Here is a 13,634-nt window from a genome sequence, read left to right on the forward strand (position 1 = left end):
TTTTATCTTCGGTTGGAGGATCTGTTGTCCATTGGTTTGCTTGCTATTTAGTTATGTATAGCCCTTACTTTTTAATTATTTACACGTGAAGTTTGTTAATAACACCAAGCAAAAATATTACTTGATTAGTTCTTCTTTTTCATTGGTTGATATACCTTTATTTCTTTTCAATTTCAATTCCGTTTATAAACTGAAATAATAGAGTATTTTGTTTTGTAAAGGTAACTTGTTTTACCACTCTCCTAAATAATTGTCCATCGAACTCTAGTTGCTTCTTTTCGTATGTCATTAGCTCTTTCTTGAGTTTTTCATTCAAATATTCAAAATCATCTATAGCTGAAGCCTTCCATATCTCTTTTGTTCTATTTTTCAATAGTTCATGGATTTTTTCTTTTGCCTCCAGTACATCCCCTTGGTTTCTTTGTGCTTTTTGGAAGTCATCGAGCATTATTTGTAGTTCCTTATCCAGTTCGGTTATCTTTTCGTTTATCGCCGGTTTGAAAGAATTCGACATGTCTTTTGCATATGTATCAAAATTCTTTTTGAGTTGATTTAATACTTCGATAAATTTTTGTTCTAACTCACTTTCTTCAATTTCTATACTCCTGCAATAAACCTTTCCTCCTTTGATATAGTTCCGACACCTCCATAAGTGAAATATGGCAGTTTTGGTTTTCCGATTTTTTCTTGTAAATGTACCTCCACATACCTCACATATAACTTTTCCACTAAGTGAATAATTTGCTCTTTGCTCTGTACAATTTGCTATACTATTCTTTTTATATCGGATATATTTTTCCCTTTTTATTTTATTCAATTTTTCTAAGGTTTCATTTGATACTATTGCAGGAAAAATTTCGTCACCTGCATATTTTTTGTTCTCCAAAATACTATATATTACACCTCTCCCCCACTTTGATTTATTTGTGGCGGTTTTAACACTTTCTTGGTTTAACCATGATATGATTCCACTTTCACTTATCCCTTCGCTAGCCATTTCAAATATCTTTTTAATATATACTCCTTTTTCTTCATCAATAACTGGTAGTCCATTATTCCCACGAGTATATCCAAACGGTAGGTTTTTACAGAACATCGTCTTCACCCCCCATAAATTCATCAAGCTCCATACCGTTTTTAAGTCTAAAGCACAAGTTATTTCTTGATTTGACAACTATGTCTTTAACAATTGCGTTAAAACAATCCTCATCAAACTCATCTATATAAGTATAATTTTTGATGAATTCTATACTTTTCTCCGTTTCCGCAAGTAATATGTCTTGATTAACTATGCTCGTTGAAATAGCCTGCTTTCTTGCCTTAATTTCATTAATTTTTGCTGTAGTCTCATTGATATTCTTGTTAAAAAGAGCTGGCTCAATACTTCCCTTTGCCAGAAGTATTTTCTGCATACTTTCTTGCTCTGCCAACTCAATTATCTGATTATCTATATTATATATTTCTGTTCGGTCCGCAGTGGATTGTACAAGTTTTTTTAGATAAGTTCTATACGGTAATAGGAGTGTTCTCCAATTTGAATACAGTCGGTTGCTCATATTTATAAATGCTTGATGAAGTCCTTTTTGCATGACTGGTCTTGCGTTGCAATCCATTATCTTCTCTGCTTCAGTGGATGAACAAACATATACTACACTCCGATATTTATTTGAGGTGTTGTATATAGATCTTTTGTAATGGTTTCCGCAGTTTCCGCATATAATCTTTCCAGTCAGCGGATAACGTTTTCTCATTTTTTTGATTACTTCTTCATCTATTCCTTGTTTCTTTTTTCTTATTTCAATAAGTTCCTTTACTCGTTCAAAGTCCTCTCTCGATATAATGGGCTCATGGTTATTCTTTATATAGTATTGCGGTAGTTCCCCTTTGTTACTTTTTCTTTTAAATGTAACACTATCTGCTGTGATTGTTTTTTGAAGCAAAGCATCCCCGCAGTACTTTTCATTACCCAACATCCTCCTAATTGTGGAGCCATACCATTTCGTGCCCGTAATAGTTGGTATATTTTCTTCATTTAGAGTTCTAGCAATTCCAGCACTTCCCTTACCTCCAATATATTCTCTAAATATTCTTTTTACAATTTCTGCTTCAGCTTGATTAATAACCAGATCTCCATTTCCATCCTTGTCATAGCCCATGAATTTTGCAGTTGCTATTTGAAACTTTCCTTGCTTGTACCTTCTCTGGTTAGCCCACCTTATATTTGATGACATTGAAGCTGCCTCTTCTTGCGCTAAGGAGCTGAGGACAGAAAGTATGAGTTCACTCTCTTGCGACATAGAGTTGATATTCTCCTTCTCGAAATATACAGTGACCCCTAAAGACTTTAGCTTTCTTATAGTCTCTATACAATCAGCGGTGTTACGCGCAAACCTTGAGATGGACTTGGTAATCACCATATCTATTCTGCCGTTTTCACAGTCATTAATCAATCTCATGAATTCAGGTCTTATTTCCTTTTTGGTTCCACTAATCCCTTCATCAGAGTAAATACCAGCAAACTCCCATTGAGAGTTGCTTTGAATATATTTGGTATAATGGCTTGCCTGTGCTTCAAATGAATTTTGCTGTTCCTTATGCATGGAACTAACTCTGCAGTACGCACAAACTCGTATTTTCCTATTATCAGCCGCTTTGCTCTCACTGCTTGCTTCAATAACAGTAACCTTTTTCACAACGCTCTCCTCCTCTTCTTTTAAAAAGTAGTGCTATGTTACCGTACTAATTTGAGGAATTCAAGTTAAATATATATGTCTCTATTTAGTTAATTCAATTTGCTAAAATTACTGCTGAGCATGGAATGGAAAATTCGTGAAAACGATTTGCTTATCTGCGTGAAGTCGCTGAATGATCTGCAATTTGACTTGTATGGTCTACTGAGGTAAAAAAATCCGATTAGTTATCGGATTGGCATAGAGAAGCACCCCTTAGTAAACTATTTTATAATAGTCTCTGGCTTTGGGGTGCACTTGAAATTGGCATTGCTAATTAATAAAACTTAATACCTATCGGTAGAAATATTATCCTAATTACATTTGAGATACTATTTCTGCAAACTTTTTAAATCTTCAGGTAAAAGCATCGACGCAAATTCTGACGGATCTTTTTCTATGTATTCAATACCATTGACAATCCACTTATCGTTATCTTTAATGTACTTAATTTTAACAATTTGATTATTTTGCAATTTGTGTTCACTAATTGCATCTTTTTTCGCGCCATTTGCAATTACACAATAAGGATCAATATTTTTAACATCATCGCCGTTACTTTTTCCTATGTTTATTTTATTAAATTCTTCACGGTTAAAAAGCTTTTTTAATCTCCATATGTTTCTGACAATACCATCCTTATCATAAAAAACAAACAATTTACTTTCATCATCCATATTCCTAATTTCATACGAATAATCATCGGCAGAGCGTACAATGTCAGGACTGCCATATAAATGTTGTATTGAATCTTTTTTGTTAACAAAAGATAAACTTCGTCTTATCTCATATGGGAGGTTTATCTCGTCGGGTATTTTCTTTTGTACATCTTTCCGGTATTGTTTAGAAATATCTGTGTTTTCTTCAATAGCATTAGTACTTTGACTTGTAAGCTTATTAACACCACATCCGCAAAGGGCTAAACTTATTAATACTGCAAAAATTATAATTCTATTAATTTTCATATCAATTTAAAACCTCCCTCAAATATTTGGGGTTCAAAAGATATACTTAATTTGATACAGCAATATAAACAGTTGCACTATTATAATAATTTGAGTAACCCGCAGCATTCCAACTAAATGTGCTTGGATTTATTTGTCCATCATTTATAGATGGGTTAGAGCCGTGTTTTTCTGACCAATCTCCATTACTGTGCTGTAACATAAAGTGATAATCTGCTTCACCATATTCTTGTAATATACTCCCATCACCATCGAAATCATGCATGCCAGTTCTAACAGCTATCCTTCGTTCAGAAGAACTTATTGTTGAAGTAGCACTAGTGATAAATCTGGCAGTTCTGTAAAGCTTTTGTAAATCAGCAATAACATTGTTTGCTATATTTTTTACGTCAAAGTAACTTCTTATCTGAGACTGAGTATAGCCTGACGGTAAAGCGCCATTTGGGTTTGAAAGATCTCCATGATTAAGTGCAAAATTAAATGCCATAGCATAACCTTAGCAATTAGGAGATACAGTATTAATTGCAGAATAAGGCCAAGCACAACCATATGTTGTTGCAGTTGCACTAAGTGAAATTAAATTATCCCATGGTTTTACAAAATCTGTTAAACCGTTGTTCTTTTGTTGTACATTATTCTTTTAAAGATAATAGGCATAAAATTTCGATTATCATAAAAGAAATTAAAAAAAGAGGGATGAGTAGTAGTTTTTGGTAATTAGTAGTAGAACTATAAATTCCAATAAAGATAATAAAAGATTGCATTAAAAAACGGAATAATTTAATTGGTTTGCTATAATGGAGATAATATTTTTCATTACAGGAATTACATCTCTCTTTAAATAATAGCTTAAAATTTAATTCCTGTTTTTGTTTACATATAGGGCATCCTATTTTCATTAATTTTATTCTCCTTAAATGTATGTATCTTAATAAATCACTTTCCAAAAAATCTTAATATACTATACGAAAAGTTGTTGGTCTGTAGCAGATTGAATTTTCTTTGCTAGTCATGCCTTAACCACCTTTACTACAATTGTAATACCTTCTTGTGCTGCTGCAATCTTTAGTTGTCTATGCAGTTCAGCATATATTGCAATATTATTCAACTGTTTCTTTTCATCCTCAGACCAATTTCTCATCTCCTTTAACAAAATGTTATTAATTACAATTACAGCAAAAACAGTAAATAATATCAAGTAAATTTTAATAATTTTAGTTACTTATGTGCATGTTATCATATCTATTAATCATTCTTCCTAATACATAGATTAATTAATGTATATAAAAGGAAAAAAGGTATTATAGAAGTTGATTATTCAAATTTTGCATTGCTTTTTGATATAAAATATAAAAAAGCTTTTATCGATAATCTTAATGTGGTATTTTTGCAAAACCCCCACTAAAGGACTAAATGGATAATAGTTGGCGATTTCACCCACTTTAAGAGATTTGTCACAAAATTACCATCGTTAATATTCTGATATCACACAAGTACATAACGATACTTTTGTGACACTCCTATAGTAATATAACTTGAAATGTATCTGAATTTGAGTAATAATAATGGATATATATGTAATTTATGGATTTGTGATAGTATAAATTATTATGAGAATAGGAGATGATGGTTTTATGAAAAAAATAGTTCTACTTGTTATTTTGTTTTGCACAATAATTATTTTAGCTTTTGTTCTTTCAAAAAATGGATCACATAAAATTTTAAAAATTACTGGAAATGATGAAAAAGTAATATTGGAATATCTTGATAAAAAAACAAATGATATAGCCAAACCAATAAAAGCCAATGGTAAAATGTACAGTGCTTTTAAGCTTTTAGGAACTGACCAAAATAAAATATACATATGGTTAGTGAAAATGGAATATACAAAAATCGGTGAACAGGTTTCTAATGAAGGAAATGCAGTATCTGTCCCTGTAGTATTGAAGATCAATAAAAATAACAAAGGTATTTCAATTATTAGTCACAAATATCCAGAAGATGGAGCTAGTTATGGTAAAAACACAAAAAGGTTATTTCCTCCTAATATAAAATTTCCTGATTATGAGGACAAAGTTAAACTTGAAGAAGTAATAAAAGAGCGTGCTGAAGAATAATTTAAAATAATTGCTAATTAGTGCATAAAATTCAATATTTTTAATTAAATCCTATATATTTACATTTTATGGATAAAATGGTATGCTTTGAATACTAGTTTGCAAACTACAAAATAATTATTATAGGGAGTAAAATTGATGCACAAATTAAAAAAATTGTTAGGGAAAATATTAATAGGTACAATGTTATTAACATTAACTGGTACTACTAGTCTGGTTATTAATGCAGCCGATACCACAAACCCATATATCAAACTATATTAGATAATAAGGCATCTGTAAATAGTACAGCATCTATAAATCAACAAAAAGTCGAACCTCTTGTTGACCCGCAAATAGAAGAACAAATAATAATAGCCACTTTAGAAGACTACTATAAATCAGATAAAGAAGTAGCTAATGTTTTGAAAAAATATATAAATTATTCTGATTTAAATGAAGACACTTTATCTATTAAAAAAGAAGACAAAATAAGCATAATGAGAAAAGTAAAACAAGTGTATTCACAGGTAAAAAGTAACGATGACCAAAAAGTTTTAAAAGGTTATTTAGAAAGATATATAATTAATTCAGGAGATGATGATTTAATATCATTTCTTAATAAGCTCAATCCTCCAGCGAAGTCAATTAGAACTGATCTAAACATTCAGGATAAGGAGAAATATGGTGAAGTATCAACAACTGGTATAAACGCTACAGCTGCATATACAGGTACATACACAGGGGGACTTGCAGGTGATTGGGCTTATAATAACTACAACAAGTACTCCACTAGCTTTCCTGCATTTCATAATAACAATAACTACGGTAGCGATTGCACTAACTTTGTATCACAAGCTATGTATTCTGGTGGTGGTATGCCATTTCAGGAAAATTGGTACTGTTTTATGAAAAACCCAACTTATCTAAATCCAACAAGTGCTACTGAGTTGAATTTTAGTTGGACTTTATCAGACCCAAGCCCTTGGATTAGTGTTAAAGAGTTTAGAGACTTTTGGATGTATAAAGCTGTTGGTACTTATTATTGTACAAAAAGTGATTACGTTGCTAATCATGTAACACAATATAATAAGCCAATTAGAAAAGGTGATGTAATAGTACTACATAAAGGGATTTCCGATTTTATTACAGTTCCAACACATTGTATGATTATTTCAAGGTATGATACCGTAAATAAAGACTTTCTCTTGGCAGGGCATTCAAATGAGAGACAGGCTCATCCCCTGCTGACTGCAATAGACGCTTATGCTTGTGTAGAATTTATAACATTCTAAAGACCTATTTACAGGTAACACTGAATACCCTTAAATATTGCAATATTCAAGGGTATTCTTTTTGTTTGGTTATATCCGTGTCAACAACCAAGGCAATAATTAAAACCTTCTTTATTTAGTAGTATATGGTTTTGGTACTACCGGGTACAGCAACAGGTATTTGGATTATGCCATTTGCTTGTATTTAGGTTTGCTCCTAGGCTCAGGGTTTATTCACTTTTAACAGACCTTCAGAATTTCCGAAAATAGAAAAGCTTTTAAAAGCAAAGATAAATACAAGGCTTATTCAGGAAAACTTTGATGATGTACTGAGACTTTTCCATTCCATCCGGGAAGGTAAAGTGTCCCGTTCACTTATAACGAGTAAGATTGGTTCATATGCAAGATAAAACAAACTGCTGCAGCCCTGAAAGAAATGGGTAAAATCGATAAGACAATATTCAATCCTCGATTTACATTTCCAATGAAGCCTTACGCCGTAGGATTCAGAAAGGACTTAACAAAGGTAAAGCAACAAATGCATTGGTAAGAGCTATATTTTTTGGTAAACGTGGAGAACTGCATGAAAAAGCATTGAAAGACCAACTGCAAAGAGCAAGTGCCTTGAACATAATCATCAATGCTATAAGCGTATGGAACACTGTGTATCTTGAGAAAGCTATAGAATATTTGAAAGAAAAAAATACCCTTAAGGGAGATCTGCTTAATTATATATCTCCTTTGGACCGGGAATATATAAATTCCTTAGGCGAATATACCTTTAACATGAAAAATATCACATCATTGAACAATCTACAGTCATTCAATGAACCAAGCAATTTGAATATTCCTTAGCGTACAAATTTGAGTAGAATTTAAGGGGTATGGAAGCTTAGCGTGCGATTTTCCGACTTAGTTGGCTCTACCCCTATAACTAAGTGGATATTTTAAGGACATATTATTCAATTCCGCACTCGATTTCCGTTCCATCTAGCAACCCGACAATCAACCTGGAATCCCCAAAAGCCAGTACCTTCTCCACCATCTTAAAATACAACTCAGTGTCAAACTGTTGTAATGTCTCAGCATCTTTAAAAATGTCAACAAATCTTTTGGTGGTGACTCTTTTAAGAATATCCTCACCGTTAATCTGTTCATTCCACTTGCTCATAAAATGCTCCCTGTTTTCCAGTACTGAATTGAAAGTACTTACAAATGCCATATAAAGAACCTCGTCATTAATATGCCTGTTGTTACAGCCCTTTTTTCCTTTAGTTGCATACTTATTATTACACTGCCAAATGATCCTTTTTAATCTTTCATCATTAGAGTTCCATACCTTCCTTCCATAGACTCCACCGCAGCAGCCGCAGATAATTCTGCCTACAAATGGGTTAGCGTTCGTAATATAGTCCATCTTTTGAATATTGTACTTCTCCATAAAGGCTTTTCTTCTCTCCCTTTCAAGCTGTACTGCTGCCCACGTGTCTTTATCTATAATTGGTGGGTGGCTCTCCTCAACATAATACTGTGCCACTTCCCCTTTATTCTCTACTCGCTTTTTTGAAAGAAAATCCACTGTGTAGGTTTTTTGAAGCAAAGCTTCTCCCTTATACTTTTCGTTGTTCAACATCTTTTTGATGCTGCTTTCATACCACTTTGCCTTACCGTTCCAGTTTGGGATGCCCTCCTTTTCTAACTCATATGCTATTCTATTAGTGCCTTTCCCGTTAAGGTACTCAGAAAATATTCTTCTTACAACTTTCGCCTGCTTTTCATTTATAACAAGGTTACCGCTTTCATCCTTGTCATAGCCCATGAATTTTGTATGGTTGACTATGACCTTACCCTGCTCAAAGCGCCTTCTGATGCCCCATGTAGCATTTCTACTAATGGAAAAATTTTCCTCCTGCGCAAGACTCGCCAGAACTGAGATCAAAAATTCGCCCTTACTTTCAAGGGTTTCAATATTTTCTTTTTCAAATTTGACGTTAATCCCCAGCTCTTTAAGTATTCTTACATAATTCAACGTATCCATTGTGTTTCTTGCAAAGCGGCTGATTGATTTAGTTATTATCATATCTATTTTTCCTGCCTTGCAGTCTTCAATCATTTTATTGAACTGTTCGCGCTTTTTGGTGTTTGTTCCCGATATCCCTTCATCGGCATATATCCCTGCCATTTCGTAATCAGGGTGGTTGGTTATATATGAAGTATAGTAGTTTACCTGTGCTTCGTAGCTTGAGAGCTGCTCCGCTTGGTCTGTTGAAACCCTGCAATATGCTGCCACTCTCTTTTTGTGCGTTTCTATGTTCTCATCAAGCTGTGGTCTGTTTGCTCTTGCCGGAATAACTGTAATGCTTCTTGCCATTTTTTATTGTCTCCTTTACAATTGTGGGTTCATGTATATTAAGCCTGCTTGCAGACCCATCGTCTAATATTGTTCCTGAACATGCTGTCTTGCCGTTTCTTATATAGTTACTGCACTGCCATACTATTTTTCTGCAGTCTGCTTTACTGTTCCAGGTTCTACGCCTTAATACTGCTCCGCATTTACTGCAGTAAAGCATTCCAGTCAAGGGGTAACGGTTCTGGTATTTCATATTGCCTTGGTAGTTCCCCTTTTCTCTGGCTCTTTTTACTATCTCTATTTGTGCCTTATTCCATACTTCTTTTGGTATAATAGGTGAATGATTTTCTTCTATATAATAGCTATTCAGTTCACCTTTGTTGAGCACAGTGCTTTTCTTTAGATGGTTAGGGATATAATATTTTTGAAGGAGTACATTCCCCATATATTTTTCGTTTTTAAGTATTCCAAGGATTGTACTCTCGCACCATTTCCCCCCTGCCACTGTAGGTATATTATCTACAGCAAGTTGCTTTGCAATTGTGAATGTACCCTTGCCCGACAAATATTCTGAATAAATCCGTTCTACGATTTTAGCCTCGGCAGGATTTATCACCAATTCACCGTATTCATTCTTGTCATAGCCTAAGAACCTGTTTGTATTAATAATCAGTTGTCCTGTCTCAAACTTCTTTCTGACTCTCCATTTTGTATTTTCACTTATGCTCCTGCTTTCTTCCTCTGCAAATGAAGAAAGGACAGAAAGCATAAACTCTCCGTCCTTTGATAATGTTGATATATTCTCTTTTTCAAATATAACCTCAATGCCTAATTCTTTTAGTTCTCTGACTATCCTCAATACTATTGTCGTGTTTCTTGCAAATCTTGATATTGATTTTGTAATTATCAGGTCTATTTTTCTTTCCCTGCATAACCCCAGCATTTTCTGAAATTGCGGTCTGTTCTCTGTGGTTCCGCTGATGCCCTTGTCTGCGAAAACACCTACTAATTCATATTCGGGATTTGCAGCTATAAGATTTCCGTGATATGTAATCTGGTTTTCTAACGACTCGCCCTGCTCGTAATTATCCGTAGACACCCTTGCATACGCACAGACCCGATTTTTTCTGCTGATATTTTTCAGCGTAGGTTCTAATATTTTTACCCGCATTTATTACTCCTTTTCATTTTTGTATATTGATAAAAAGGAAATCAAAAAAGACGCATTGCAGGATTGATTAAAACCCTACACTGCGCCTGTGTGTGTTATTGTAAAAATATATAGGACAGGATATAATAGTCACAAGGTCGCTGTGGCAGCTTTATGCTGTCGGTGTTAGGTAGATTGGATACCTGCATTGGCTTTCGGGTGTTGGTAGCACTCAAAAGACATGGCGATCTTATTTAATTTTCATACACATATTAGCTCTGAAAGCCGTATTTAGCAAGTGATTCAAGCACTCTTATGAAGCCTTCTACCGTTTTTTACATCCTGTTCTATTAATCTATATTGATATTTGTTTGTATATAAGGTTAGGTCAGTTTTATTTTGATAACATATCTGCTGCCTTCTTTATGAGTGTGGCTACATATTCACCATTAACTGTTTTTCCTTTTACCGCATTTTCTCTCCAGTAATCTGGTGAGCTGATTATACCAAGTTTGTTGAGTATATTGATATCGTTTTCCAAGCTTGAATTTTCTTTTTGAAATGGTATATCGAAATACTTCAGAATACCTTTTGCTATAACTGTTCCGATTACTTCTATATTATTGATAATCCATACTGCATCGTCCTTGTTGTCATGGTAGGCTATTTCAATTAGTGCAGCAGGTGCTGCGGTGTATGCCAACTCATATAGGGGCTTGCCTTTTCCGTAATGATTGCAGCCCTCTTTTACTCCCCTGTCCCTAGATGGTGTGTTAGGTTCTATTTCTGAATATACTGCTCTTGCAAGCTTCTCTCCATTGCCCCCGAATTTATGGCAGTATACCTCGCAACCTCTTCTGTTGCCCGAGCCTGCATTTGAATGTATGGCAAAGTGAATGTCCGGTTTTTTGCTGTTGCTGTCTGCAACCACCTGAGCCAGTGTCATTTCTGGTTTGTTTCTATATACAACAAGTCCGTGCTGTTTCAGTACTCTTTCTGTTACATCTGCCACCTGATTCATTCTCTTTTCCTCAGTGCCGTAATTGCTGACCCCTATATTCTTTTCCTGTGTTGACGGACTTAAATATATTGTTTTACTCATTTTTGTCCTCCGAATTTATTTGTTCCAAGGCCTTTTTCAATTTCTCAGGTATCGGCAGACCTATTTTTCCTATGTTCTCAAAAATACTGATGCCTTCATTTGATATATAGAAAAAAATAACGGCTGTGCGAACTGCACTACCGTTACCGATTATGTATACATCTATTATGTTCCCGACTCCAACCAGAATGAAAATCAATATTTTTTTGAATATCCCTCTGAACCCTATTTCACTGGATAGCTTCTTTTCCAGTATTGCAACCATTATCCCAGTCAGATAATCGATTACTACAAATGCAAGTAATGCATACATAAACCCGTCTAAGCCTCCCAGGAACCAACCGACAAATACCCCTGCCGCTGTAAAGAGTGCCTGTATGGTTTGTATGGTCTCCTTCATGTTACCTCCCATAAATTTGATTTGATTTTGTATTTAAATGTTTATTAGCTTGTTACTACCGTCTTTACATCCTTAAATGCCGATTTCAGCTTCCGGCTTAATGTGGGAAGGCTGTTTCCAAAAACGGCTTTAAGCTGGAAGCCCCCGGCTTCATATATTTCTGTTACCTCAGTAATCCTGCTGTCCATTACCACACTCCATTCTTTGTTCTGTACTGTTACTACATCACCAACCTCCCAATCCTTCTGATATTCAAAGGGTCCCTTTACAAGAACCTCGGCCTGAAATGAATATAGTCTCTTTAGCTCAGATAGCCTTACATTTCCCCTTTCTGTTAAATCCGCTTTGTTTTCCACATCCCTTGCATCAACAAAGGTTACGTACCTGTCTATACCTGTGTCAGTTGTACCTTGCATAACGATTTCCCTGCCTTCTCCATCTCCCCGGCCTGCAACTACTGCATAATTTGCAAACCCTAGGATACTGTCCACGAACTCCTGAGATTTAACATTTTCATACTCCGGAGAAAAGATTACCGGAGGGTTATTCTGCTGGTTTACTGAGCAGTCCCTGCCCTCATATGTGTCAAAGACCCACTTCTTTGAATTAAAATCCAAACGTATTTGCCATCCAAGACCTGAGAATTGGCTTATTTGTTCTAGCTCCTCAGCCAGATTTTCATACCTACTCTGCCATTTTATAGACTGCCCTCTGTTCAGGCTTGGAGCTATTATCAGGTTTGGAAAGGCCATTTCTTGTATATCAATGCAATTTCTTTGTACATAGCTTTTCATTACTGCTTCTGCTGAGCCTTCCCGGATATCATATGCCTGTCCGTCCGGTGGGATAGTGATTCTCTGCTGCAATATTCCCCCGAGAGTACAGCCCTTGCAGGTCAATATTTCTTCTCCACGCTCATTTGTCTTGATTTCCTTGTGCCGAATGATGCCTGCTTTATTTACGTCCTGCCCTAGTATGATTAATGTATTAATTCCAATATCGCTTGCACCTCCTGTCTTCCTGTTAAGTACAAGCTCAAATTCTCCATAGGAATGGTATCGCCTACAAAAAGAAAGGGAAAGATAGCTGTCTATCTCCCCCAATGGCTCAAGTGACGGTGTTAATATCCGTATCGGTTTCATTTTCCCACCTGCTTATTTAATTTTTATCCTTTTCCTGTAATTTCATCCTTTTGCTTTTCTGTAATCCATGTTTTTGATACTGCAATATCTAATTGTTCTGATGTAAGTCTATTAGCTATATATAAATAACTTAATCTCTCAAACATGACTTTTATGCCTCCCCCTTTAAACTTGATGTAATTAAATCATCAATCTGTGCTTGCATATTTAGATTATCGATTATCAAACTTTCAACTATACTTTGTAACTTTTCTACTTCTGTTTGTTGGGCCTCCAGTTTAACTCCGTTTCTATAAAAGTACCCGTCCTTGTAGGAATCACCTATAGCGACCGGAATGGTACCACAGATGATTGCACCGTTAGCATACGCAAAGCTCTGATCTGCTATTATTATATTTTCCACCGTAGTTCCGTTTTGTGCTAGAA

The 13,634-nt window shown here is 34.9% G+C and carries 14 protein-coding genes and 1 pseudogene; 3 read left to right on the forward strand and 12 right to left on the reverse strand.

Features of this window, described 5'->3' with window-relative positions:
* Window positions 1–157: 157 nt before the first annotated feature.
* The 5 genes from L323_RS38630 to L323_RS41975 all read right to left on the reverse strand — a co-directional run bounded on the left by L323_RS38630 (window position 158) and on the right by L323_RS41975 (window position 4,835).
* Window positions 158–1,096 carry a recombinase family protein gene (locus L323_RS38630; protein WP_020817036.1) on the reverse strand — a complete coding sequence of 313 codons (939 nt, stop codon included), beginning with the start codon at window positions 1,094–1,096 and terminating at the stop codon, window positions 158–160.
* Complete coding sequence (locus tag L323_RS38635) at window positions 1,086–2,693, reverse strand: recombinase family protein (protein WP_020817037.1); 1,608 nt, start codon at window positions 2,691–2,693, stop codon at window positions 1,086–1,088. Before L323_RS38635 ends, L323_RS38630 begins: the two co-directional genes overlap by 11 nt.
* A gap of 368 nt (window positions 2,694–3,061) precedes the next feature.
* Complete coding sequence (locus tag L323_RS0121230; protein WP_020817038.1) at window positions 3,062–3,694, reverse strand: hypothetical protein; 633 nt, start codon at window positions 3,692–3,694, stop codon at window positions 3,062–3,064.
* 46 nt (window positions 3,695–3,740) lie between these two features.
* On the reverse strand, window positions 3,741–4,181 hold the full coding sequence (locus L323_RS38640) for a hypothetical protein (protein ID WP_020817039.1): 441 nt from the start codon (window positions 4,179–4,181) through the stop codon (window positions 3,741–3,743).
* A gap of 522 nt (window positions 4,182–4,703) precedes the next feature.
* On the reverse strand, window positions 4,704–4,835 hold the full coding sequence (locus L323_RS41975) for a hypothetical protein (protein WP_020817041.1): 132 nt from the start codon (window positions 4,833–4,835) through the stop codon (window positions 4,704–4,706).
* Between the two features lie 493 nt (window positions 4,836–5,328).
* Between L323_RS41975 and L323_RS38650 the strand changes: the two genes are divergently transcribed.
* The 3 genes and pseudogenes from L323_RS38650 to L323_RS42030 form a co-directional block, all read left to right on the forward strand.
* Complete coding sequence (locus tag L323_RS38650; RefSeq protein WP_020817042.1) at window positions 5,329–5,811, forward strand: hypothetical protein; 483 nt, start codon at window positions 5,329–5,331, stop codon at window positions 5,809–5,811.
* 404 nt (window positions 5,812–6,215) lie between these two features.
* Window positions 6,216–7,085, forward strand: coding sequence for an amidase domain-containing protein (locus L323_RS38655; protein ID WP_020817044.1), 870 nt, complete (start codon window positions 6,216–6,218; stop codon window positions 7,083–7,085).
* Between the two features lie 153 nt (window positions 7,086–7,238).
* Window positions 7,239–7,919 (forward strand): annotated as a pseudogene (locus tag L323_RS42030) (Tn3 family transposase); the annotation flags it as partial.
* Between the two features lie 103 nt (window positions 7,920–8,022).
* Here L323_RS42030 and L323_RS38660 read toward each other — a convergent pair.
* From L323_RS38660 to L323_RS38685, 7 genes are all read right to left on the reverse strand, one after another.
* Window positions 8,023–9,435, reverse strand: coding sequence for a recombinase family protein (locus L323_RS38660; RefSeq protein ID WP_020817046.1), 1,413 nt, complete (start codon window positions 9,433–9,435; stop codon window positions 8,023–8,025).
* Window positions 9,383–10,585 carry a recombinase family protein gene (locus tag L323_RS38665; protein ID WP_020817047.1) on the reverse strand — a complete coding sequence of 401 codons (1,203 nt, stop codon included), beginning with the start codon at window positions 10,583–10,585 and terminating at the stop codon, window positions 9,383–9,385. Before L323_RS38665 ends, L323_RS38660 begins: the two co-directional genes overlap by 53 nt.
* A gap of 373 nt (window positions 10,586–10,958) precedes the next feature.
* Entirely contained in the window at window positions 10,959–11,666 is a 708-nt protein-coding gene (locus L323_RS38670; protein WP_020817048.1) for an N-acetylmuramoyl-L-alanine amidase family protein, read from the reverse strand.
* Window positions 11,659–12,066, reverse strand: a complete 408-nt coding sequence (locus L323_RS38675; RefSeq protein WP_020817049.1) for a phage holin family protein — start codon at window positions 12,064–12,066, stop codon at window positions 11,659–11,661. Before L323_RS38675 ends, L323_RS38670 begins: the two co-directional genes overlap by 8 nt.
* Window positions 12,067–12,110: 44 nt before the next feature.
* Window positions 12,111–13,208, reverse strand: a complete 1,098-nt coding sequence (locus L323_RS38680) for a siphovirus ReqiPepy6 Gp37-like family protein (RefSeq protein WP_020817050.1) — start codon at window positions 13,206–13,208, stop codon at window positions 12,111–12,113.
* A gap of 23 nt (window positions 13,209–13,231) precedes the next feature.
* Window positions 13,232–13,354, reverse strand: coding sequence for an XkdX family protein (locus L323_RS40970; protein ID WP_020817051.1), 123 nt, complete (start codon window positions 13,352–13,354; stop codon window positions 13,232–13,234).
* 5 nt (window positions 13,355–13,359) lie between these two features.
* Window positions 13,360–13,611, reverse strand: coding sequence for a hypothetical protein (locus tag L323_RS38685; RefSeq protein WP_020817052.1), 252 nt, complete (start codon window positions 13,609–13,611; stop codon window positions 13,360–13,362).
* Between the last annotated feature and the right edge of the window lie 23 nt (window positions 13,612–13,634).

Origin of the sequence: Ruminiclostridium papyrosolvens C7 (assembly GCF_000421965.1) — a bacterium.
In the GTDB taxonomy this organism is placed as follows: domain Bacteria; phylum Bacillota; class Clostridia; order Acetivibrionales; family DSM-1351; genus Ruminiclostridium; species Ruminiclostridium papyrosolvens_A.